Consider the following 23134-nt stretch of genomic DNA (forward strand, 5'->3'; position numbering starts at 1 on the left):
TAAAAACTTTGATTATGAAGGCACTCTTTTTCTCAGTCGCTCTTTTGTGTTCAGCCCCTATGGTGCAGGCACAGGGCAATGCAGCAGAAAAAGCACCTGCAGCCAACGCAAAACTTGAAAAGCAATTTGAGTACCTGAAGAGCAGCTCCAACAGCTGGCAAGGCTACAAGGTCGTAAAAATCACCACGCTGGAGTCTTTCTGGAAAACAGTACAAGAAACAGTAGCTTCCAAAGACAAAAAGCTTCAAAACTTTGAGGCAGAGGCAGACGCCAAACTGCAGGAAGCCCGTAAAGATGTTGCTGCCCAGGAGCAACAGTTGCAGGCCATGCAACAAGACATGAAGCAGAAAGAGCAGGAGATTCAGCAGAGCATGCACGATATTACGCATATCTCGGTGCTGGGCATAGACCTGCCAAAGCCTTTCTACGTGCTGTTGAACAGCGGTATTATTGTAGCACTCCTTATTGCACTGGGTGTAATGGCCGTGCAGCACAAGAGCAGCAAGCGCTTAGCTGGCGAAAAGCGCAAAGCCTACGACGAGATGGAGCTGGAGCTAAATGAGTACAAGAAGAGTGCCCGTGAACGCGAACTCAAGATCAAGCGTGAGCTACAGACAGAGCTGAACCGTGTTGAAGAGTTAAAGCAACAATTAGCCTCTGTTAAAAAACAGCCACAGCTGTAATAGAAGCTTTAAAGTATAGAAGCGGAAAGCCCCGGCTACTTTGATAGCCGGGGCTTTCCGCTTCTATACTTTTATAGTTATTTCAACCTGCATTCATGAGAAAGCTACACCACCACGTCACCATGCGTGTAGTGATGGTAATCCTTTACCACCGTCTGCAGAAACTCCCACTCCGATAGCTCACCAGCTTTTATGCCCGTAATTTCCTGCACACGTGCAGCCATTTTCTCCAGAAGCTCATAGTTGTTATACTTTTCTGCTTTGTACAGCAGCTTGCGGATCAAGGCCACATCCTGGTCTGTCAGCAGGTGCACCTCCGGAAAGCGTACCTGGTACCCTTCTTCTGTGTTTACCATCATGGTCTCCTTCTTACGCACAGCATGGGTGCGGATAACGCAGGTACCGGCTGCCATGTCGCCAAGGCGTTGGCCCCTGTTACTAACAGCAACCGTAATCACTGCTAGCATCCCCTGTGAGATACCTGTATCAACTAATCGGAAAACCCAGCGCAAGAGGTAGTCACCGATAGACGGTGACTCGCCAGATAATTTGATTACTTTGATATCGCGGGCCATTTTGCCTATACTCTGCCCGTTCAGGAAGATCTCGCACACCAGTTGGTAGAATATTAGGGGAAGCCCTACAAGTATAAATTCTACAATATTATTCCCGATCTGCAGCCCCTGCAGCACCAACACACACATTACTGTCCACAAGAAATAAACTGCCAGGTCAATCAGGTGGGCCACAATACGATCACCCACGCTTGCCAGCAGATACTCTACCTCAACATTCTGCGTGGTTCGGATTTTAACAGTATTCATCTTCACTAAAATAAGCTTGTTTTCATTTTTTATTTATATGACAATATACATATATTTGATTGAGAACAAAATACAGTACCCGTGCGCGAGGCAGCCTTTATCCGGAAAAACAAACTTAAGTGGAAGTCTTACCAAACTCAGAAACCCTCCAGCCCCGACGAGCTGGCCGACAGGTTTATTGAGCTGACAGACGACCTGGCCTATGCCCGCACGTTTTACCCTGAGTCCGACTCTACGGCTTACCTGAACAACCTGGCTGGCCACACCCATCAAGCCATCTATAAAAACAAAAAAGAGACGCAAAACCGCTTTGTACATTTCTGGAAGTATGAGTTGCCCTACCTGTTCCGGCAGCACCACCGGCAGCTGTTCTACGCCTTTCTCATATTTGCTGTAGCCGCTGGCATCGGAGCACTCTCCGCAGCCTTAGACGATACATTTGTGCGGCTTATACTCGGTGACAGGTACGTGAATATGACGCTGGAGAACATCCGCAATGGTGATCCCATGGCGGTCTACAAAGGACACGGTGAGGCAGAGATGTTCCTGTTTATCACGTTTAACAACATAAAGGTTTCCTTTTTAGCCTTTGTGCTGGGTGTTTTCTTCTCCGTGGGCACTTTTTGGGTGATGTTCCAGAACGGGGTGATGCTGGGAGCTTTCCAGTACTTTTTCTACAAGCAAGGTCTGCTGGTAACCTCCATGCTTACTATCTGGATTCATGGCACACTGGAGATTTCTGCCATCGTGATTGCTGGTTGCGCAGGATTCGTGATGGGAAATAGCCTACTCTTCCCTAAGACCTACTCGCGCCTGCACTCCTTTAAACAAGGGGCACGACAGGGGCTCAAGATTGTAGTTGGCCTGGTACCCATTTTCATTACGGCAGGCTTTCTGGAAGGCTTTGTTACCCGCCATACCGAAATGCCAGTTGCCCTGAGTTTGTTCATCATACTCGCTTCCGCAGCATTTATTGTTTACTACTTTATAATCTACCCACGTTCACTGCACAGTAATCATGTTACAGACCAGCCAGAAAATTAACTTAAGAGAGGAGCGGGATTTCGGAGAGAAACTGAACGCGACTTTCATCTTCATCAAGGCCAACTTTAAGCCACTCTCCAAGGCCATACTTTTGTATGTATCGCCAGTGGCCATTCTAGCTGGTATCTTTTCAGGGCTATACCAGTCGCGCTTGTTCCAGCAACTTACAGGCGGTGGTCCCTATAACACCATGGGCGAGTATACTTTCTTCAACCAGGTAACTTCGCTCAATTATATCATAACCATGTTCCTCACCTTAATGGCCTATGTGGTAGTTGCCCTAACCGTGTATGGCTTTATGGTAGCCTACATGGATGAGGAAGGGAAGGTAACACCGGCTGCTGTGTGGGAGCACATAAAGCGAAACCTGGTGCAAGCCACTTATGCCAGCATTGCACTGGGTATAGTATGCTTCCTGAGCGTTTTCCTGTTGGGGCTGGGAATTTACCTGAGTGTGGTACTCTCAATTTTCCTGATTGTGATGGTGCGTGAGGAAACAGGGTTTATTGATACCATCGAACGCTGCTTCTACCTGATAAAGGGCAACTGGTGGGCTACATTCGGACTGATATTCGTGGTTAGCATCGTTCAAGGTGTGTTGGGCTGGTTTGCTACCTTGCCTGCAGGAGTTATCATCCTACTGCGCGTACTGCAACTACCTGGCGCTAACAGTGAACTTCTTCTGATCCTAACAAGCACCATTACCACCATACTTACTACCTACACTTACTGCATTACGATGCTGGCCCTGGGCTTCCAGTACTTCAACCTGGTGGAGCAGAAAGATGGCATAGGCCTGATGGAGCAGGTTGACCAGATTGGCCACAACAACACCAACACTGCTGCTAATGAGGGAGAGTTTTAAGCACTTTTACACTTTATTTCTTACCCTCTGCCTGCTGTTGTGTTGCGGTACCGTAGCAAGTGCGGTACCGCAGGATAGTATACCAGAAGCTAACAAACCTGTTGTAGTACGACAGCCTGACACTGCATTGCTGGAAAAAATGCGTGCTGACAAGGAGTTCCAGTACTATGAGGAAGTGCCTACAGGCGAGACATTTTGGGAGCGCCTGAAGTACCGCATTCAGCAATGGCTGCGTGAAGTGCTGTACAAGGGGCAGGCAAGCGGCTTCTGGGAAGTACTACTCTACCTGCTTATTGCCGCAGCTATTGTGCTTATCGTCATCAAAATGCAGCATGTGGATGTAGGCAGCCTGCTTGGCAAGAAAGCCAGCAACACCGAGACGCCTTATGATGTATTCGAGGAGAACATCCACGAGCTTGACCTGAAAGCCCTGATTGCCGAGGCAGTGGAGCAGCACGATTACCGTAAAGCCGTACGCCTGCACTACCTGCAAAGCCTGAAGCACCTGACGGATATGGGGCTTATCCAGTGGAAGCCGGGAAAAACAAACAGAAGCTATATTGCCGAGATTCAGGATGATGGGGTACGGCGCGAGTTTGAGCAGCTCACAGGTATGTTTGAGTACGTGTGGTATGGTGGTGCAGCGCTCGGAGACGGGTTGTTTTCCTCCGCCCGTGCAGAGTTTACCCAGTTTGATAACCTTGTAAAGCAGCATGCATGAAAGGCTACCGCAGATATATTGCTTTGATAGCGCTGCTATTCGGGGCCCTGGTGCTGCTGGAGTATTTCAGGCCGAAAGCAGTAGACTGGTCGCAGACGTTCTCGCACAAAGACAAAATTCCGTACGGCACTTATGCCCTATATGAGCTTTTACCAGGTATGTTTCCAGAGCAGCCAGTACAAACTGTACGGGAGCCGCTTTACAACCAGCTACAGGACAGCACGCTCAGTGGCAATTACGTGCTTATACAGGACTATTTTGCCGCAGACAGCCTGGATACGAACCTGTTGCTGGACTTTGTACACCGCGGGAACCAGGCTTTTATAGCTGCCCATCAATACAACGACTTTCTACAGGATACACTGCATTTCGGCACGGCTTTCCTGAACAGCAACTCCCCTGACTCCACGGCCTTTTACTTTACCAGCCAGCCGGAGCAGCAGGAGTATACTTTCCCGCTAAACAACAATGCGCGCTACATCCAGGTAAGGAAGCAGGCCGGGCATGAGGCTTTAGGTAGAAACAAGGCGGGCAAACTTAACTTTATGCGTGTGCCTTTTGGAAAGGGACATTTCTACATTTCGTCAGTGCCGCTGGCTTTTACCAATTACCAGCTCCTAACCCAAAACCAGAGTAGCTATGCAGCTACTGCCCTATCCCATTTACCAGTACAGCCAGTGCTCTGGGATGAGTACCAAAATCAGGGGCGTGAGGAAGACCAGTCAGTATTAAGAGTGCTGATGCGCCACGAAGCCTTAACCTGGGCCTACTATGTTGGCCTGGCTAGTCTGTTGCTTTTCCTCTTATTTAAGAGCAAGCGTACGCAGCGCATCATACCGGTTATAGAGCCCCCGCGCAACACTACGGTAGATTTCGTGAAAGCTATCAGCAGCCTATACTTCAACCACGGCAATCACAAAAACATTGCAGGCAAAAAGATAGCCTACTTCCTGGAGCACCTTCGCCTGCGTTACCACGTGTCTACCCACACACTGGATGAGGAGCTGCACGAGCGAATAAAGACCAAGTCCGGAGCCGATGCACAGCTGATTGACCAGATCTTTGCCCTGATTGCCAGCATTGAGAAAAGCCCTGTGATCAGCGATCAGACGCTGATGATGCTCAATAATTATCTAGAAGACTTTTACAGACAAACCTCCATGCGGCCAAAGGCCCAAGTATAGCTTATGCAAGAAGACATACTCATCACCACACAAGAAAACAAAACAGACTACAGCGCCCTGCGCGAGGTTACAGAAAACATAAAGCAGGAACTTCGGCAATTGATTGTTGGCCAGGAAAAGCTCATAGAGCTGCTGCTGGTAGCTATGCTTGCGGAAGGCCACGTGCTGATCGAAGGTGTGCCCGGAATCGCCAAAACATTAACAGCAAAACTGCTTGCCCGAACGGTACAGGTAAGCTTCAGCCGCATACAATTCACGCCCGACCTGATGCCTTCTGATGTGTTGGGAACTTCCGTATTTCACCCAGGTTCTGCTACATTTGAGTATAAGCAAGGCCCGATCTTCGCCAACATTGTACTGATAGACGAGATCAACCGTGCTCCTGCCAAAACCCAAGCTTCCCTGTTTGAGGTGATGGAGGAACAGCACATCACCCATGACGGCAAAGTATACCCACTACAATCTCCTTTTGTAGTACTGGCAACACAGAACCCGATTGAGCAGGAAGGTACTTACCGCCTGCCAGAGGCTCAGCTGGACCGCTTTATGTTTAAGGTACTGGTAGATTATCCAAGCCTGGAAGAGGAAATTGCCATACTGGAGCTACAGCACAAGGGCCCGCAGCTGAAAAAGGAGCTGGACCAGGTACAACCTGTACTGTCGGCGGAACAGTTGCTGGAACTGCGCCAGGCGGTGCAGGCCATTCACCTCGACAAAAAGCTCCTGGAGTACATTGCTCAAATAGTGGCCGAAACAAGGGTAAACAAATCGCTCTACCTGGGAGCCTCTCCGCGTGCCTCCATTGCCCTACTCAATAGCGCCAAGGCTTTGGCAGCTCTTCGTGGCCGTGGCTTTGTAACACCAGAGGATGTGCAGGAGCTGGCCCCGGTTGTGCTACGCCACCGTATTCTGCTTACACCTGAGCGAGAAATGGAAGGCATAACCCCGGACGAAGTGATAAAGCAGATTATTCAGAAAATAGAAGTGCCGCGCTAGTGCAGTTTATTCGCAGTTTATACTTTACTAACCGCCTGTACCTGGGCTTAGCCAGCCTGGCTTACCTTTTTGTGCTTGCCTTTTTCGTACCGGTGCTGCTGGTTATAGCCAAGGTAGCGCTGGCAGTGCTGGCTCTGCTTGTGGTAGTGGATCTGTTGCTGCTCTATAGCAACAACAAAGGTCTTTACGCTAGCCGCAGTATGCAGGAAAAACTCTCCAACGGCAGCGAGAACGATGTGTACCTGTACCTGGAGAACAAGTATAACTTTACCTTATACGCAGAGGTGATAGACGAACTGCCTTTCCAGCTTCAGAAACGGGACAGCGTTTTCAAGGCTAATGTTCCGACTGGCCGAACGCACATTATTCACTACACGGTAAGGCCAACCAAGCGGGGTAGCTACAGCTTTGGCGCGATCAATGTGTTTGCTATGAGCGTGCTTCGTCTGGTAAAACGTCGGCACAAGTTCGCTCAGAACCAGGAAGTACCGGTGTATCCGTCGTTTATACAGATGCGTCAGTATGAGTTGCTCACTATCTCCAACAGGCTGCACGAAGCTGGTTTAAAGAAGATACGCCGGATTGGTCAGAGCTCAGAATTTGAGCAGATACGGCCATACGTGGCAGGCGACGACCAACGCACCATTAACTGGAAAGCCACAGCTCGCAAAGCCGAACTGATGGTAAACAGCTATCAGGATGAAAAGTCGCAGCAAGTATACTGCTTGATTGATAAGGGCCGTGTTATGCAGATGCCCTTTGAAGGTTTAAGCCTACTGGACTACGCTATCAACGCGTCGCTGGTTGTTTCTAACATCGCTCTAAAGAAACAGGATAAGGCGGGTGTGATCACCTTCTCCCATACCATCAGCAATATGTTACCTGCTGAGCGAAAGGCTAGCCAGCTACGTCTTATCCTGGAGCTGCTGTACAACCAGAAAACGCTGTACCAGGAAACGGACTACGAACGCCTCTACACTACTGTACGCCATAGCATAAAGCAGCGTAGTCTCCTCTTGCTGTTCTCTAACTTTGAGACGCTGAATGGGGCGCAGCGCCAGTTACCGTACTTACGGGCCATGGCCAAACGCCATCTGCTCGTAGTCATCTTCTTTGAGAATACTGAACTGCACAGCTTACTGCACCAACGCGCTGCAAATACAGAGGAGGTTTACACCAAAGCCATTGCAGAAAAGTTTGCCCACGATAAGCGGCAAATAGTAAAGGAACTTCAGATGCATGGTATACATACTATCCTCACTCCTCCGAAAGACCTGACAGTTAACACAATCAACAAATACCTGGAGCTAAAAGCCCGTGGCCTGATATAAAAAACGGGAGACATAGATTGTCTCCCGTTTTGGTTAAGGTTAGTAAAGTTAGAAAAGTATGTTGTTGTAAGGTGAGAGAAAAGGCTATGAAGTAGCTACTGCTGTTTCAGCAGCTGGTTGTTTTGCTAAGTAGTTGTCTACAAAAGGGGTATAGACAGCTAACAGGCTAAACAGCAGCAACAGGTATAGATACCAGGCATTTGCCCAGAGGTCCAGGAAGTTTAGCTTGCCTTCTGTAAAGCTAAGCAGGATCAGGATCTGTGCTCCGTAAGGTAAAAGTCCTTGTACAACGCAGGAAGATATATCCATTAAGGCGGCAGTTTTGCGCTTGTCAACGGCATACCTCTGGCTTATTTCCTTTACCACCTGCCCCGTTACCACTATAGAGACCGTGTTGTTGGCAATAGCTGTATTCGTGCCACCAACCAAAGCGCCTATGCCTACCTGTGCCGAACGGAAACCACGTGTAGCCTTGCTTACCCGCTGTAACAGAAAGGCAATGCCACCTGCCTCGCTTACCATCTTTGCAAGCCCACCAGTTAGCATGGAAAGCAGGAAGATCTCTGTCATACCGGTAAAGCCTTCGTACACGCTGCGGCCAAACTGCAGCACCTCCAACTGCCCCTGCCACAACCCTACAGCCCCGGAGGCCAGTGTACCAAGTATAAGTACCACAAAAACATTAACGCCAGAAATAGCCAAAACAATCACGAGCAGGTAAGGCACTATCTGCCAGAACGAGAAGTCCTGCAGCTCTGGTAGTAGCCCCGCTCCTGCCCCTGCCGTGTTAAGGCCTGTTATCAGGAGTAACGCAATCGTTACAAGAGCGGCTGGGCCAGCAATAAGGATGTTCACCCTGAACTTATCGCGCATGCTGCACTCCTGTGTTTGGGTAGCAGCAATAGTAGTATCGGAGATGAAGGAAAGGTTATCACCAAACATCGCACCGCCCAACAAAGCTCCTAACAGCAGTGGCAGCGAAGTATGGCTTTGCTCTGCCAGGCCCACCACAATTGGCCCCAGCGCCACAATGGCACCTACCGAGGTACCCGTAGCTGTTGACAGAAAAGCTGCCAGCAGAAACACTCCCAAACCAAGGTACTGCACCGGCAACACGCTCAACCCAAGGTTAACTGTAGCATCCACTCCTCCTACAACTTTTGTAACTGTGGCGAACGCACCTGCCAGCAGGTAAATAAGGCACATGGTAATGATCTTTGAATCACCACACCCCTGAATCAAAGCTGCTACCTTAGCCTCAGTAGATCCACGAAGAATAAAAAAAGCCGAAATGATACCTAAAACCACTGCCACAGGTGCTGGCAGCGCATAGAAGTCGTTTAATAAAATGCCTGCACCTAAAAAAGTAAGTACAAACACAAGGAAAGGCACCAGGGCCCATCCCCCTGTTTTCTGAATATGTTGCATGTAAATGGTGGAGCGAACGGTATGTAATAGCATACGCAACATGCAAGCTGCACACCACGCTCCAATTTAAAGTATAAAATTTACGGAGAAGACCTGTGCTAAGACAGGCTAAAGCTCAGCGGCCAAATAAGGAAAGCACCCTCAGCAACAATAACAACAACAGCAGACAGTAATGGAAGCTGTTACGGCAGTATGAGCACGAAATGAAGTAGCTGAAAGCTGATGTAATAGGTGCATTAGGTTAAAATTTATAGGTCCCAAGCTGGGCAGGAGTTAGCACCTTTACGGCCTGGGCCGTGGTTGCTAGAGGTTCACAGAGCCTGCTCTCTCCCCTCTTCTTTATAAATCTTGCATAAAGATGTGGCAAAGGTAAAGGCAGCAACAGTAGAAAATCAACTAATGGGCACGAATTCTACAAAGAATCATATGCCACTACAGCTATAGTTCATTGTCTAAACTTGCATCTGAATGTAAATTCCAGCAAGTTTATAGTTTGAACCAACCTTTACTCACCAACTACAATGAACTATACTTCTACTGCTTTCTTCTCTCTTCTGCTTGCCAGCACCTGCCTGTTTAGCTGTTCCAAAAACCCTTATGCCAGCACCAACAAAGCACATAAGAAACAGCTGAAAACATATGCCAAACAGCTACGCACAGTACCAGCCACTAACCCCGGCGAGGAGCAACTGCAGCAGGGTGACTACTGGGTAGGCACCACTAATTTTAACATGCGCAGGGCCAATTTTGTGGTCATCCACCACACCGCCCAAAACTCAACCGACCATACCTTAAAAACCTTTACGATGCCGAAAACCAGTGTTAGCGCACACTATGTTATTGGTCGGGATGGTAAGGTATACCACATGCTGAACGACAATCTGCGTGCCTGGCATGGTGGCAACAGCCGATGGGGCAATAACACGGACCTCAACTCCTCCTCTATTGGTATAGAGCTGGATAATAATGGGGCAGAACCGTTCTCGGATGCTCAGATTAACAGCCTGCTGGAAGTACTGGCTATGCTGAAGAAAACGCATAACATCCCCACAGAGAACTTTATCGGGCACTCTGACATTGCACCGGTTCGCAAGGTAGATCCAAACCAGACCTTCCCCTGGAAAAAGCTGGCTGAAAATGGTTTCGGCTTATGGTACGATGAGGATACTGTAGAAGAGTACCTGCAGCCTGCAGCCCCCATAACAGTGCTCGATAGCACTGGTACAAAACCTGCACTTATACTTCAGCCACTGGATACAATTGCAACCATACCTCCACACTTCAATCCTAAAGAGGCGCTCCGCATTATAGGTTATGATACCCGCGATTTGCCAGCAGCCATACGTGCTTTCAAGCTTCACTTTATACAGGATGAGGTGAACATGGAACTTACTGAACGAGACAAGGCTGTACTGTACAACCTGTATCAGAAGTACCTGTAGGTCTATGTACAGAATGACTTTGTAAGCTGGTAAGCAAAAACAAAGTTTACCTTAGGCTATAAAAACAGAACGGCCCCGGCAGGAGAAGCTTCTCTCCCACCGGGGCCGTTCTGTTAAACTTTGAGTGAAAAACCTCCGCTATTTTTCGGGCTGACAACTCTCCAGCCTTACAACTTTCTAACTTTTCAACTCTATAACTTTCTAACTATTTAAGCCAGCAAGTTCCAAACATACTGTAGCATCAATCCGCAGATGTAGGCCCCATAAGTACCTACTGCATAACCAAGCACAGCCAGTAAAACACCTACCGGAGCAAGGTATTTGTTGAAGGCCACTGCTACAATCGGTGCAGAAGCTGCACCACCAATATTAGCCTGGCTGCCTACTGCTACATAGAAGAATGGAGCACGGATGATGCGTGCCACAACCAACATGATCAGGATGTGGAATGCAATCCAGAACATACCTACCAGGAACAGCTTTGGATTATCCAGCACAGCTCCCAGGTCCATACTCATACCAATGGTAGCTACCAGGAAGTACAGGAAAAGAGAGCCAAAGCGGGAGGCGCCATATCCCTCCAGTTCACGAGCCTTGGTAAACGACAGTGCCAGACCAGCTGTAGTCGCAATAATCACCAGCCAAAAAAAGCCGCTCGTAATGGAGTAGGTCTCTAGTTGAGGAAAATTCTCTGCAAAGTATGGCGCGATAATATCAGCAAAGAAATGCGAAAGGCCCGTAAAGCCAAACGCTACGCCCAACAGCACCATGGTAGTCGTAACTGTCGGCATTACACGCTTACCGGCCTGCAAACCCTCCAGACGCTCCTCCAGCTCTCTTATTGGTCGGCTGTCAGCACCCAATAGCTTATCGATCTTCTCTGGCTTCTGCGACCAATAAAGCAGGAATCCCATCCAGACATTGGCTACCAATACGTCCACGGCAATCATCTGCCCGAAAGCTTCTTTGCTGGCGCCAAACACCTCCAGCATGGCCGCCTGGTTGGCACCACCACCTATCCAGCTTCCTGAAATAGTGGAAAGTCCTCTCCATACTTCGTCATCACCGGTATAAAGCACATCCGGAAAAACAGATCCTACTAAAAACAGAGCGATCGGGCCACCCAACATCACGCCAAGCGTACCGGCAAAGAACATAATGACAGCCTTGCTACCCAGCATGCGCAGCGACTTGAAATCGATGCTTAAGGTTAGCAGGATAAGCGAAGCAGGCAGGAAAAAGCGCGAGGCTACAAAGTATAGCTGCGATGCCTCACCAGAAATGATGTTGAAAGTATTAAGTAGAGCCGGTATGAAGTAGCATAGCAGCAGCGAGGGAACAACTTTGTAAAACCTGGTCCAGAAGCGGCTGGTATTGGCAGAGGTCTGGAAAACAAGGGCCAGAATGACGAGCAGGATGCCCAACACTACAGCTTCATTGGTAATCAGCGGTGCGCTAGATTCAATCATGAGTAGGAGTCGTGTAATTGGTAAAGGGTGATTTAATTTGCACGCATAAAGGAGCCTTATGCAAGAACCCCTAAAACTATAAAGTTAGAACGAGCAACTCCCAAACCCAACTCTAGCGACTCTTTTGATTAAGATTTTTCTATATAAAAAGGAAAACAGATGGAGACAACGCAGTATAGCTGCAGCATTACCAGTCTGTTTTTCTAATTTTGAGAGTAAGCACAACTGATAGCCTTAGCCAACTCTACTATGCCTACTCTACAACTAGTATTAGATAACCTGCTCAGCCGGCATTTCAGCGAAAATTCACCTGGTGCCGTAGTTTTGGTAGCTAAAGGGGATGAAGTTTTATACTTACAAGGCGCCGGATTGGCCAATTTAAAGACTCGTGCACCCATCACGCCAGAAACAACTTTCCGACTCGCATCTGTGTCGAAGCAGTTTACGGCCATGTGTGTGCACCTGCTGGAGCAGCAAGGACAGCTTAAACTTACTAATAAGCTAAGTGTATACTTCCCGGAGCTGATACACTTTGGCGAAATACAGCTACTGCATCTTCTAAACCACACATCCGGCCTGCCTGATTTTGAGGAGTATATACCAGAAGACCAAACAGATCAGCTCACCGACGAGGACGTACTACGCATTACTGCAGCTCAGGAAAAGGCTCTCTTCTCCCCCGGCTCACAGTACCGCTATAGCAACACCGCCTATGTGCTACTTGGGCTATTGGTAGAGCAGGTATCAGGTGTGAGTTATGCTGATTTCTTACAGGCTAATGCATTTAACCCTCTGCACATACAGCACACTATGCTATATCAAGCTCAGGCGCAGATTCCAAACAGGGCAATGGGTTACCGTGGTGATGCAGCTGGTGCGTTTTCTCTCTCAGATCAGAACATCGGAACCGCAACCAGAGGAGACGGCTGTATTTATACTTCCGCCCAGGATTACCTGAAGTGGCACTTAGCACTACAGAACAACTTTTTATTTAACATAAAAAGCTCACTCGGAATAAATTACTCTACTGTTGATGCAGGTAAACATTGGTACTACAGTATGGGCTGGTTTTTTGCCAAAGATAATGATGGTAACAGCGAGCTTTTCCATAGCGGCGATACCTCAGGATTTACGAACCTGGTCATGCACCTGCCCCAGCAAGAAACTTTGGTTGCCTGCTTTTCCAACATCGCCAACAATCAGCCTTTCCTAAACGACTTATTGCAAGAGTTAAAGCAATTCCCCGAGTCTCATCCAAGGTCAGAGCTCGTTTATCACCTACCTGAACTGACACGATAACACTCCCACAGCTCAGGAAGAAGCTCACCCCCTTTGATACAAAAAAGAGGCGCAATTACTTGCGCCTCTTCATGTATGTCTTTGGCAACCTGTACAGTTTTACTGGTAAAGGGCTGTCTTACGAAGGTCTACCACCACATCCTCAGGTGCTATCCGTTTGGCTCTCAGGAAGCGCTTCAACTCCGGCTCATCAAAGTTTTCTGCTGCAGGGTTCATGCTGCTGATACGTACACGACCTGCGGAGTGAATAAACTCTTGGTTACCGCCGATCCACATACCCACGTGTACGACACGCTCCGACTTACCATCTTTTGCAGGAACACCAAAGAATAGTAGGTCACCTGGCTGCATATTGTTCCAGCCGTTAGAAGTGTCTACCAATTCGCCAATATGCACCTGCTGAGAGGCGTCGCGCGGAAGCACCAAGCCGTTCATGAAGTATACTGTTTTAGTAAAGCCGCTGCAATCCACGCCTTTGAAGGAAGTACCACCCCACAGGTATGGTAGCCCAAGTAGTTGCTTGCTTGTATTTACCAGGTTCTCACCACTTGGCTGGCGGCTAGCTACCCACTCATCATACTTGATAGACTCTGCCACTGGCACAAAACCTTTTCTGCCGTCCGGGAAGGAAACAGCATAGAAATCGCCCTGCTTTTGCTGCAGTGCCAGCACATCGCCATAAACCAGGTCAGATACTGTTCCAGCATTGGCACTAGCCGACTCTAAAGCAAAACCATAAGGCTTGGTATACAACAGCTTCGGACTACTCTGCCAGGTATCAAAAGTGGCCTTATCCATCAGGGTGACGCCGCTGGCATCTACCCAGGCCAGGTACTTATCCGGAGTCTGCACCAGGTACCAGCCACGGTCCTTCTTCAGTACGTTAACAGGTGTACCCATGGTAGCCTGTGTGGCCAGTTCTGCAGGATGCTTTGGCTCTGAGCGCAGGTTAGCTACCGAAATCGTGATCACACCATACTCTTTGCCTTCCAGGCCAGCATTTGGCAGTACCTGAATGCTGTCTATGTAGGTAATATTTTCTGCTTTCAGCTTCTCCAGCAACTCCTGCTTCGCTTCGGGCATATTGGTTTCTCCTGCCAGCACGTTACCGTGCTGCTCTACTTTAAACAGGGCCACACGCTTATCTGGCGCATACTCCTGGCGTACCGCTTCAATATGCGGCTCCAGGGGGGCATTGGCAGTAGTGGCAGTCTCCTTACCGGATGTACAAGCCATCAGGAGACCAAGGGCAGGTATGAGATAGTTCTTTTTCATGGTGTTTTCTTAAGTCTGTAGCTTATTAATGCCACAGGTAAGATTCAGGTTGATTGTTTAGGTATGGGGGCAAAAGTTATCGCCTCCCTAATTTATGACAAATTTTGGAGAGAATTGGTTTACTGCCTCCGACAGCTGCTGCAAGTCATCTGCTGTGTGCAGGCTGTTTAAAATAACACGAATGATTGGCGCACTCTCTGCGGTTGGGTATCGGAAGTTAGATATAAGGATGTGGCGCTGATGCAGGTGCTCTGCTATACTCTCGTACCTGGTACTGAAGACAGGATAGTTGAGGATATAGCTGAAAAGCTGCTCCGGCTGCTCCAGATGCTCCAGAAAAGTATGAATGTTTTGCTGCAGCCGCTGCCTTGCCTCTGCTATCACCTCCCCTGCCTGCAGGTAAGCGTACAGGTAAGCTGGTATGGCTGGCGAAGCGCCTCCAAAGTATGGGCTGGCTTTTACCAACTCTACCACCTCCTTTGAAGCAAGTATAAAACCAGCCGGAACGCCAAGAGCTTTACCAAAGGAGCTGATTACTACCAGTTCCACATTTTTATACTTGCGAAGTTCAGGATATATGCCGGCACCTTCTGTTCCGGTTACGCCAAACCCGTGCGAATCATCCACCACCAGTGTTACCTTCTTATGCGCTGGCAAATGCGCCACCCAATCAAAAGAGTAGCCGACAGCCTGAAGCGGATCAAGTGCATTACACACTATAACAAAAGACTCTTCTTCTGAAGCTCCTACCTCCTCCAGGACTTGCTTTGACCAATCCGTAAAGCTGATTTCAGCATTGGCTTCGGTTGCGGCGGCATTGCTTAGCCAGAGGGCCGGGTGCGCACAGGGTGCATACATAAACCTGCCCCGCTCACGCAGCACCTGCACCAGCGTCTGCCCCATCAGGAAACCGGACGACATGGTCAATGCAGCTTCTGCACCACTGATATGGGCTAACTGCTCTTCCACCTGCCCATATACCTGCAGCCGTAAGTTGGATCTGCGTGAGCTGGAGTAGTTGGTACCATAACGGCGCATCCCCTCCAGCACCAGGCGCTGAAAATCCTCATTACAGGCCATACCCAGGTAAGATGTACCGCTACAATAAAGAAACTCCTCTCCGTGCAGCGTAACAGTACGGCCAGGCAGGTGATCGGTATAGGCCGGAGCGCTCATTAGGCTAGCAGTTCAGCTCCTGTTCCGTTTACCTGGCTGTAGAGAACCTTTCCATAGTCAATGGTAACGCCGCGGGCAATGTCTTTGCTCAGTAACAGGGAGCCATCCATATCTACGTAGTCCAGCATCGGCAGTAACTGTGCTATGGCAGAAATACCTACTGTTGATTCGGTCATACAGCCTACCATGGTTTTCAAGCCTAGTTCACGGGCTTCCTTCAGCATGCGGCGTGCAGGCGTAAGGCCACCACACTTCACCAGCTTCACGTTTACTCCATGGAAATGACCATGACACTTGGCCACATCGCTTTCGGTAATACAGCTTTCGTCAGCAATAAGCGGAAGTGCTGACTGCTGGTATACCTGCTTCATACCATCCATATCGTCGGCACGCATAGGCTGCTCAATAAACTCAACGTTCAGCGGTTTTAGTTGCTTCGAGTTCTCAATAGTCTCTTCCACACCCCATGCACAGTTTGCATCCACTCTAAACACAGCATCGGTGTGCTTGCGCAGCTCTTTGATGATGGCTACATCTTCCTTCGTACCTAGCTTAATTTTGTATAGCGGCCATGGCATCTCCTTTAATTTCTTCACCATGTTCTCAATAGTGTCGATACCAATTGTATAGTCGGTTAGGGGAACATGATCGGAGCTTAAACCCCAAAGCTTATACAGTGGCTGTCCATTCAGTTTACCAAAAAGATCGTTAGCGGCCATATCTAAGGCACACAGCGCAAACGGATTGTCTGTAAGGTGTGGCTGCATTTGTGCCCAGAATTCCTCCGGGTTCTCCAGCTTTGTTGCCTCAATCTGCTCACGTAAATTCTCCAACGCCGCTGACATACTCTCAATAGTGAAGCCGTAGTATGGGTTGCTGGTGGCTTCTCCGTAGCCTTTGTACCCATCCTGCTCCAGCTCCACAATCATGGTTGGCTGCACATCGCGGGAGTCGTAAGAAATTGTAAAGGTATGCTTCAAAGGCAGGTCAAATGACCGAATAGTGAGTTTCATGGTAGCCGTTAAGTTTAGTATGTTAGGTTGATAGTATCTTTCTTTTTAAGAAGCTTAACTCCTTAGTACCTGTTGTGTACCTCTGTTATAATGCGCACCATTTCGTTGCGGATGGCAGAGGTTGGTACTTTATAATTGTTGTTCATAAAGCTATAGAGCAGCAGTTTACCGCTCTTGGTCATGATGTAGCCGCTCTGGTTGTGCACATGCGACAAGGTACCTGACTTACCGAATACAAAAGGCACATCAGCTTTGTAGATGTTACGGAAAGTACCAGGTCTTCCGCCCACTGCCAACATTGGCAGCAATTGCTCCTGAGGGCGCTCTTGCAACAGTTTCTGCAGTAACGCAATAATGCTGCGCGGTGTAAACATGTTCATGCTCGAAAGGCCAGAACCGTCTATCCACACAGGCTCATCAGGCAGGTCAGCCAGGTACGTTGCCTTAACATGTTTGATGCCTCGCTCTACCGATAAAGTATCCGAAAGGGTACCGGAACAAAGCGCCATAAGCTGCTCCGCCATCAGGTTATCGCTTACCTTTAGCATGCGCCTTAGCACCGTATCTGTCGGCAGTCCATAGAAGATCTTGCCTCCTCCCGGCACTGCTGCCTTTAGCAACTCCACCGGGCGCTTCAGGGTATCGGCAAGCAGCGTTACCACCATTTCAGGAGAGGTGATAAAAGGCACTTCTGTTGCGTATTTCTCAGAAGCGTGCTTTGGGTGATAGGTTATGGTATTTGTTCGCCACCCTCTCACAAATGCATCTTTCGCACGTGAAGCAGCTGTATCGACTACAATGTTCTTTTCAAAGTATGAAGGAGTGGTGGTGAAAGGTATACCTTCCTCTTTATGGAACTTGATGATGTTACCGTGGATGGGGAACACATTGCGCTCAGGCTGATAATAGTAGTTGTAATCGTCCCAGCCCCAATTAGTAGCGAAAGGTGTGCTGGTATATGGCGCATCCACATAGTATAACTTCTTCTCAGGCCTGTTCTTCAGGAAATCAAAAGCCAGGGAATTCTTCAGATCCATATGCGTGAAAGTAGGATCTCCGGTTCCCCAAAAAATAAGGGAGTCTCCCCTGCTCACATACTTTAGTGCCGGAATGGAATCTCCCAACATCTTAAGGCTGGCATAAAAAGTAAAGAGCTTTGTGTTGGAGGCAGGCACGAAATACTTATCTGCATTGTGCTCCACTACAGTTTGGCCAAGCTCCGGGTCATAAAGCACAAAACCAACAAAGCTCTGCCGCAACACCTCCGACTCTGTCACCTCTCGCCTGATTTCGGCAGGTCCGAAACGCGTTACTTCTGGCGTAGCGGTGGGAACTTTACTGCTACATGCCATGCTCAGGAGCAGGCAACTCAACATAGCCCATTTATAAATCGATTTGGTCAGGTGCATAGGTTTAAGTGGGAAGATGAAAGTCTTAAATAAGCAAAAAGCAATATATATTCAAAGCCTTTGTTATAACCTCCTTCCAATCGGCATCCTGACTGATACTTACCAGAAAATCATAACACAGGATACACCAAAGCACTGTACGGACTCTTCAGGTCAAGAGGAAGTACAGACTTTACTTATTGACGCGCTTCTGCTCTGTGGCTCCTTTACTCGCACCCTCTCCTTTAACTCCCTCCAATTACGTCTTTCTAGAAGCCCAAAGTTTGCCAGAATAATTTATTTTTATATATTTAGAGTTACTAATCTATAACTTTTACCTAACCAACACATTCATGAGAAACAATTACGTATTCCTTCTACTGTTGCTGTTAGTCTGTTGGTGCGGCTCTGCGGTCGCTCAGCAGATTAGTGTAAACGGCACAGTAACAGGCGCTGAGAACAGCTTTCCGCTGCCCGGCGTGAGTGTTATTGTAAAAGGTACAACTACTGGTGTAACAACCAGTGCCGACGGTACCTACCAGATAAATGTACCCAATGCGGACGCAGTACTGATGTTCCGTTTTTTGGGCTATGAAGTAAAAGAGGTACCTGTTGGTAACCAGCGCGTGATTAACGTGCAGCTCAGCCCAGACAACAAGCAGCTGCAAGAAGTAGTGGTTACGGCCCTTGGCATCGAGCGAAGCGAACGCTCTCTTGGGTATGCCACGCAGGAAGTTAGCGGCGAAAACCTGACCTTTACCAAAGAGCAGAACGTACTTGGCTCACTGGCTGGTAAAGTAGCCGGTGTACAGGTAACAGGCTCTTCGGGAGCAAGTATGGGCGGTACCCAGAAGATTAAGATCCGTGGTATTAACTCCATCACAGGTGGCGGTCAGCCACTGATCGTGGTAGACGGTACGCCCATTTCCAACGCCAACTATGCAGGAAGCGACGGTGTGGATTTTGGTAACCTTGGCCAGGACGTGAACCCGGAGGATATCGAGTCGGTGAACGTGCTGAAAGGCCCGGCTGCTTCTGCACTTTATGGTATCCGTGGTCAGCATGGTGTGATTATGATCACCACCAAAAAGGGATCTAAGGGTGCTGATAAAGTAACAGTACAGCTTAACTCTGCTTTCTCTGTAGAAAGAGTAGGTAACTTAATGCCGTACCAGAACATGTACGGTGGTGGTGGCAGCCAGACATGGAGAACACTGCCAAACGGCGAGAAGTATGTGGACATCTCTTACGACGAAAGCTGGGGCCCTAAAATGGACGGTACCATGGTGCGCCAGATTTTCAGCTTCTACCCGCAGGACCCTACTTACGGCCAATTAACACCGTTTGTGCCGCACCCTGACAACATCAAGGACTATTATGAGACGGGCTACAACCTGAACAATGGCGTGAGCATTAGCGGCGGAAGCGCTAAAACGAACTACCGCATTAGCGCAAACGACACTCGTATTGAGGGCGTAGAGCCCAACACTTGGCTAAAGCGCCACAACGTAGGGGCGAGCCTGGGTGTGAACCTGTCAGAGAAGTTAACTGCTTCTACCAACATCAACTACGCTGGTAACAGTGCTCAGCGTCCGGCTCAAGGCTCTGAAGATGGATCTCGCTACCTGGGCCAGTGGTTCCAGCGTAACATCGACATGAACCGCCTGAAGGATTACAAGTACCCTGATGGCACCTTCCTGCACTGGAACCTAAGAAGACCAAGCACCACTACAGGAGAGGTTACTAACTTTAAGCCATTGTACTGGAACAACCCATACTTCGAGGCTTATGAAAATACCACCAACGACAGCCGTGAGCGCGTGTTCGGAGATATCGGCCTTACCTACCAGTTGTTGCCGGAGTTAAAACTGAGCGGCTTTATCCGTAACGACATGTACACGCAGAACATCGAATCAAGAACAGCATTCGGTGGCAAAGATGTACCAGGCTACTCTGTAGGTAAATACCAGAACCGTGAGACGAACTATGAGTTAATGGCCCAGTACACCAAAGAGTGGGGTGACTTCTCTTTGAATGCTCACTTGGGTGGTAACCTGTTTGACTGGAGAAGATCAAACGTATCAATGGCTACTGTAGGTGGCCTGTCTTCACCAGGATATTATAATATCGATGCATCCGTAGACCGTCCGGCTACTACTTCTTCTCTGTTCAGAAAGCAGATTCGCAGTGCTTATGGTATGGTATCATTAGGTTATAAAGACACTTACTTTGTAGATGCCTCTTTAAGAAGAGACCACTCCTCTACCCTGCCTTCTCCTTACTGGTACCCTTCACTTTCTGGTAGCTTCGTATTCAGCGAGCTGTTAGAATGGGAGCCGCTTTCTTTTGGTAAAGTACGCGTAAGCTATGCAGAGGCTGGTTCTGATGTAGAAGTATACAGAACCTCTATTAACTACGGTGTAGGTGGCATTTACAACGGTGTGAACACCTTAACTGTGCCGAACACGCTAAACAACCCTAACATAGAACCAGCTTTTGCTCGTTCTTACGAGGCTGGTATCGACCTGAAGTTCTTCCAGAACCGTCTGGGTATCGACTTTACTTACTATCAGCAGCGCAACAAGAATGAGACAATCGTTCTTCCGGTGTCTGGCGCTAGCGGCTATGGCTCTACCTTCATCAACGCAGGTCTGATCGAAAACAAGGGTATCGAGTTGGCTTTAACTGGCACACCTATTCAGAGCGAAATCTTTACTTGGGATGCAGTCTTCAACCTGAACAGAAACAGAAACAAGATCATCGAGTTGTACCCAGGTGTTGACGCTTACTTGTTAGGTTCTACAACTTACTCCAGCACATCCAGCTACCTGTATGCTTATGAAGGTGAAGAGTTTGGTACACTCGTAGGCCAGGCTTATCAGCGTGATGAGGAAACAGGCAAAATCCTGATAAACCAAAATGGTATTCCACTTTATACAACTGCAACACACAAATTTGGTAGCGTGCTGCCAGACTTTACAGGCGGTTTCCAAAACACTTTCCGTGTCTGGAAATTTGATGTAGCTGCCATGGTTGACTTCCAGGTGGGTGGCAAGTTCTTCAGCCGTTCTAAAATGCTGGCTGTTAGAACAGGTCTGGATCCATTAACGGTTGCTACTAACGACAAAGGCAACAACGTTCGTGACGCTGTAGAAGATGGCGGTGGTGTTAGAGTTGACGGTGTATATGCACCAGGCACTGTGATCAACGGTGTAGACATGAGCGGCCAGCAAGCCACTGTCTATGTAAATCCGCAGACATACTACGGTACCACAGCAAGAAGAATCTACGAAGACTGGCTGTACGATGCTTCATTTGCAAGGCTTCGTGAGGTTCGTGTAGGTTATACGCTTGACAAATCTGTACTGGGCAACCTGCCTATCGAGAGAATTGGTATAGCGCTTATCGCCCGCAACCCAGCCATGATCTGGCAGAAAGCGCCTAAAGGCCTTGATCCATCAGACCTGTCTACCGGCAGCCAAAGCGTTAGCTGGTACGAATCAGGGCAGCTGCCTACTGTTCGCTCTTACGGCGTTAATCTTAACATTACTTTTTAATTAGAATTAACATGAAGAAAAAGTTATATATCGTACTGATGTCGTGTCTCGGGCTGTGGAGCTGTGATGATTTCGATGATCTGAACGTAAACCCAAACCTGCCCAGCGAGGCATCGGGTACACAACTGATTGCCAACGCAGAACTGTCTCTTCCATCGCTTAGCGCATCCCCGACTGGCGAATTCTTAGCGCAGTACCTGGCCGAGACGCAGTATGTAACCGCATCGCTGTACCCTGCTGGTGGCACAAGCTTTTACTGGCTGTACGAAGGCCCGCTCATGAACCTGCAAGCTGTTCTGGACAATGCTGAAAGCCTTAGCGGCAACGATGGCCCGATAGCGAACCAATTAGCCGTAGCCAAAATCCTGAAGGCATACTACTTCTGGCATATTACTGACCGTTGGGGTGATGTACCTTACACAGAGGCTCTTCAGGGGGCAAACAACTTTACGCCTCAGTATGATACACAGGAATCTATCTATAACAGCCTGTTTGCGTTATTAGATGAGGCAGATAACCAGATTGTATCGGGCAGTATCACCAACGATATTATCTATGGTGGTAACATGGCAAAGTGGCAGAAGCTTGGAAACACCATACGTTTGCTGATGGCCCTGCGCCTCTCTGAGGTTGACCCTTCTAAAGCCAGTGCTGAGTTTAATAAGGCACTCGAGGCTGGCGTTATGACCTCTAACGATGATAACCTGGTGTTCCATCACCTGGCCGATGCCAATAACCAGAACTACTGGTACGGCCAATGGATAGCTCTGAACCGTGAGTGGTGGGCATTAACTGAAACACTGGTAGATGAAATGAAACCAGTGAACGACCCAAGACTGGCAGTTTACGGACAACCAGCCAGAGAAACCGGAGAGTATGTAGGCCTGAACTTCGGGGAAACCCAGAACATGAACACCGACGATTACTCCTTGCTAGGACCTGCCATTTATGCTCAGGATGCGCCAATTTATCTGGTAACATATGCGCAGGTTCTCTTTGCTCAGGCTGAGGCAGCGAAGCGCGGATGGATACCTGGTGGAGATGCCGAGGCTGAAGCTTTATATAATGAGGCAGTCGAACAATCAGTATTGCAGTGGACAGCAAGTACAGATGGAGTAGAGGAGCTTCTTTCTCAGCCTGAGCTTGCCTATGATCCTGCCAGAGCTATAGAGCAGATCGCGACGCAGCGCTGGGTGCACTTGTTCATGCACGGTTATGAGGCTTGGGCAGAGTATAGAAGGACAGGCTACCCGAATAATTTAGTTGCCCCTGGTGGTGCCGCTGTTCCGAACAGACAGATGTACCCAGACCTGGAAGCCCAGAACAATTCGGTTAACTATAACGAGGCGATACAGCGCCAGTTTGAAGGCACCGATGGTCTGTATGGCCAACTATGGTGGGACAAATAAAACCCTGTTAAGTATAAAAAAAGCCGCTCT

General features: G+C 48.6%; 18 protein-coding genes and 1 riboswitch. Of the genes, 11 read left to right on the top strand and 7 right to left on the bottom strand.

Features of this window, described 5'->3' with window-relative positions:
* Positions 1–14: 14 nt before the first annotated feature.
* Complete coding sequence (locus PKOR_RS20930; protein ID WP_046313270.1) at positions 15–683, top strand: hypothetical protein; 669 nt, start codon at positions 15–17, stop codon at positions 681–683.
* Positions 684–787: 104 nt separating this feature from the next.
* On the opposite strand, the gene PKOR_RS20935 is transcribed toward PKOR_RS20930, so the two are convergent.
* Complete coding sequence (locus PKOR_RS20935) at positions 788–1507, bottom strand: RDD family protein (RefSeq protein ID WP_046313271.1); 720 nt, start codon at positions 1505–1507, stop codon at positions 788–790.
* A gap of 81 nt (positions 1508–1588) precedes the next feature.
* Here PKOR_RS20935 and PKOR_RS20940 point away from each other — a divergent pair, with 81 nt between their 5' ends.
* Genes PKOR_RS20940 through PKOR_RS20965 form a run of 6 tightly spaced genes read left to right on the top strand, consistent with a single transcriptional unit; the run spans position 1589 to position 7648 of the window.
* Positions 1589–2551 (top strand): stage II sporulation protein M, encoded by a 963-nt coding sequence (locus PKOR_RS20940; RefSeq protein ID WP_046313273.1) that lies wholly within the window; start codon positions 1589–1591, stop codon positions 2549–2551.
* Positions 2526–3416 carry a hypothetical protein gene (locus tag PKOR_RS20945; protein WP_046313274.1) on the top strand — a complete coding sequence of 297 codons (891 nt, stop codon included), beginning with the start codon at positions 2526–2528 and terminating at the stop codon, positions 3414–3416. Before PKOR_RS20940 ends, PKOR_RS20945 begins: the two co-directional genes overlap by 26 nt.
* On the top strand, positions 3400–4137 hold the full coding sequence (locus PKOR_RS23785) for a DUF4129 domain-containing protein (RefSeq protein ID WP_052739000.1): 738 nt from the start codon (positions 3400–3402) through the stop codon (positions 4135–4137). The genes PKOR_RS20945 and PKOR_RS23785 overlap by 17 nt, the downstream gene beginning before the upstream one ends.
* Positions 4134–5321: a DUF4350 domain-containing protein gene (locus PKOR_RS20955; RefSeq protein WP_046313276.1), complete on the top strand. Its 1188-nt coding sequence runs from the start codon at positions 4134–4136 to the stop codon at positions 5319–5321. Before PKOR_RS23785 ends, PKOR_RS20955 begins: the two co-directional genes overlap by 4 nt.
* Before the next feature lie 3 nt (positions 5322–5324).
* Positions 5325–6317 (top strand): AAA family ATPase, encoded by a 993-nt coding sequence (locus tag PKOR_RS20960; protein ID WP_046313278.1) that lies wholly within the window; start codon positions 5325–5327, stop codon positions 6315–6317.
* On the top strand, positions 6317–7648 hold the full coding sequence (locus PKOR_RS20965) for a DUF58 domain-containing protein (protein WP_046313280.1): 1332 nt from the start codon (positions 6317–6319) through the stop codon (positions 7646–7648). The genes PKOR_RS20960 and PKOR_RS20965 overlap by 1 nt, the downstream gene beginning before the upstream one ends.
* A gap of 84 nt (positions 7649–7732) precedes the next feature.
* Here PKOR_RS20965 and PKOR_RS20970 read toward each other — a convergent pair whose 3' ends face one another.
* Positions 7733–9109, bottom strand: coding sequence for a Na+/H+ antiporter NhaC family protein (locus PKOR_RS20970; protein ID WP_235336918.1), 1377 nt, complete (start codon positions 9107–9109; stop codon positions 7733–7735).
* Between the two features lie 212 nt (positions 9110–9321).
* Positions 9322–9424: riboswitch (SAM riboswitch) on the bottom strand.
* A gap of 173 nt (positions 9425–9597) precedes the next feature.
* On the opposite strand from PKOR_RS20970, the gene PKOR_RS20975 reads away from it, so the two are divergent.
* On the top strand, positions 9598–10518 hold the full coding sequence (locus PKOR_RS20975; RefSeq protein WP_046313284.1) for an N-acetylmuramoyl-L-alanine amidase: 921 nt from the start codon (positions 9598–9600) through the stop codon (positions 10516–10518).
* A 209-nt stretch (positions 10519–10727) separates the two neighbouring features.
* Here PKOR_RS20975 and PKOR_RS20980 read toward each other — a convergent pair whose 3' ends face one another.
* Positions 10728–11984, bottom strand: coding sequence for a DUF819 family protein (locus PKOR_RS20980; RefSeq protein ID WP_046314724.1), 1257 nt, complete (start codon positions 11982–11984; stop codon positions 10728–10730).
* 252 nt (positions 11985–12236) lie between these two features.
* Here PKOR_RS20980 and PKOR_RS20985 point away from each other — a divergent pair, with 252 nt between their 5' ends.
* Positions 12237–13286, top strand: coding sequence for a serine hydrolase domain-containing protein (locus tag PKOR_RS20985; RefSeq protein ID WP_046313285.1), 1050 nt, complete (start codon positions 12237–12239; stop codon positions 13284–13286).
* A gap of 99 nt (positions 13287–13385) precedes the next feature.
* On the opposite strand, the gene PKOR_RS20990 is transcribed toward PKOR_RS20985, so the two are convergent.
* The 4 genes from PKOR_RS20990 to PKOR_RS21005 form a co-directional block, all read right to left on the bottom strand.
* Positions 13386–14561: a C40 family peptidase gene (locus PKOR_RS20990; RefSeq protein ID WP_046313287.1), complete on the bottom strand. Its 1176-nt coding sequence runs from the start codon at positions 14559–14561 to the stop codon at positions 13386–13388.
* 87 nt (positions 14562–14648) lie between these two features.
* Complete coding sequence (locus tag PKOR_RS20995; RefSeq protein ID WP_046313289.1) at positions 14649–15737, bottom strand: aminotransferase class I/II-fold pyridoxal phosphate-dependent enzyme; 1089 nt, start codon at positions 15735–15737, stop codon at positions 14649–14651.
* Complete coding sequence (locus PKOR_RS21000; protein ID WP_046313290.1) at positions 15737–16750, bottom strand: dipeptide epimerase; 1014 nt, start codon at positions 16748–16750, stop codon at positions 15737–15739. Before PKOR_RS21000 ends, PKOR_RS20995 begins: the two co-directional genes overlap by 1 nt.
* 62 nt (positions 16751–16812) lie before the next feature.
* Positions 16813–18159 carry a D-alanyl-D-alanine carboxypeptidase/D-alanyl-D-alanine-endopeptidase gene (locus PKOR_RS21005; RefSeq protein WP_071843174.1) on the bottom strand — a complete coding sequence of 449 codons (1347 nt, stop codon included), beginning with the start codon at positions 18157–18159 and terminating at the stop codon, positions 16813–16815.
* A gap of 332 nt (positions 18160–18491) precedes the next feature.
* Here PKOR_RS21005 and PKOR_RS21010 point away from each other — a divergent pair, with 332 nt between their 5' ends.
* Complete coding sequence (locus PKOR_RS21010; protein ID WP_046313291.1) at positions 18492–21695, top strand: SusC/RagA family TonB-linked outer membrane protein; 3204 nt, start codon at positions 18492–18494, stop codon at positions 21693–21695.
* Positions 21696–21706: 11 nt separating this feature from the next.
* On the top strand, positions 21707–23104 hold the full coding sequence (locus PKOR_RS21015) for a SusD/RagB family nutrient-binding outer membrane lipoprotein (protein ID WP_046313293.1): 1398 nt from the start codon (positions 21707–21709) through the stop codon (positions 23102–23104).
* The last annotated feature ends 30 nt before the right edge of the window (positions 23105–23134 follow it).

Origin of the sequence: Pontibacter korlensis, from assembly GCF_000973725.1 — a bacterium.
In the GTDB taxonomy this organism is placed as follows: domain Bacteria; phylum Bacteroidota; class Bacteroidia; order Cytophagales; family Hymenobacteraceae; genus Pontibacter; species Pontibacter korlensis.

Bases quoted from the DNA above. Each gene is read 5' to 3' on its own strand.
- PKOR_RS20930 (WP_046313270.1), top strand. From the start codon at position 15: ATGAAGGCACTCTTTTTCTCAGTCGCTCTTTTGTGTTCAGCCCCTATG.
- PKOR_RS20935 (WP_046313271.1), bottom strand. From the start codon at position 1,507: ATGAATACTGTTAAAATCCGAACCACGCAGAATGTTGAGGTAGAGTAT.
- PKOR_RS20945 (WP_046313274.1), top strand. From the start codon at position 2,526: ATGTTACAGACCAGCCAGAAAATTAACTTAAGAGAGGAGCGGGATTTC.
- PKOR_RS23785 (WP_052739000.1), top strand. From the start codon at position 3,400: ATGAGGGAGAGTTTTAAGCACTTTTACACTTTATTTCTTACCCTCTGC.
- PKOR_RS20955 (WP_046313276.1), top strand. From the start codon at position 4,134: ATGAAAGGCTACCGCAGATATATTGCTTTGATAGCGCTGCTATTCGGG.
- PKOR_RS20960 (WP_046313278.1), top strand. From the start codon at position 5,325: ATGCAAGAAGACATACTCATCACCACACAAGAAAACAAAACAGACTAC.
- PKOR_RS20970 (WP_235336918.1), bottom strand. From the start codon at position 9,109: ATGCTATTACATACCGTTCGCTCCACCATTTACATGCAACATATTCAG.
- PKOR_RS20975 (WP_046313284.1), top strand. From the start codon at position 9,598: ATGAACTATACTTCTACTGCTTTCTTCTCTCTTCTGCTTGCCAGCACC.
- PKOR_RS20985 (WP_046313285.1), top strand. From the start codon at position 12,237: ATGCCTACTCTACAACTAGTATTAGATAACCTGCTCAGCCGGCATTTC.
- PKOR_RS20990 (WP_046313287.1), bottom strand. From the start codon at position 14,561: ATGAAAAAGAACTATCTCATACCTGCCCTTGGTCTCCTGATGGCTTGT.
- PKOR_RS20995 (WP_046313289.1), bottom strand. From the start codon at position 15,737: ATGAGCGCTCCGGCCTATACCGATCACCTGCCTGGCCGTACTGTTACG.
- PKOR_RS21000 (WP_046313290.1), bottom strand. From the start codon at position 16,750: ATGAAACTCACTATTCGGTCATTTGACCTGCCTTTGAAGCATACCTTT.
- PKOR_RS21005 (WP_071843174.1), bottom strand. From the start codon at position 18,159: ATGCACCTGACCAAATCGATTTATAAATGGGCTATGTTGAGTTGCCTG.
- PKOR_RS21010 (WP_046313291.1), top strand. From the start codon at position 18,492: ATGAGAAACAATTACGTATTCCTTCTACTGTTGCTGTTAGTCTGTTGG.
- PKOR_RS21015 (WP_046313293.1), top strand. From the start codon at position 21,707: ATGAAGAAAAAGTTATATATCGTACTGATGTCGTGTCTCGGGCTGTGG.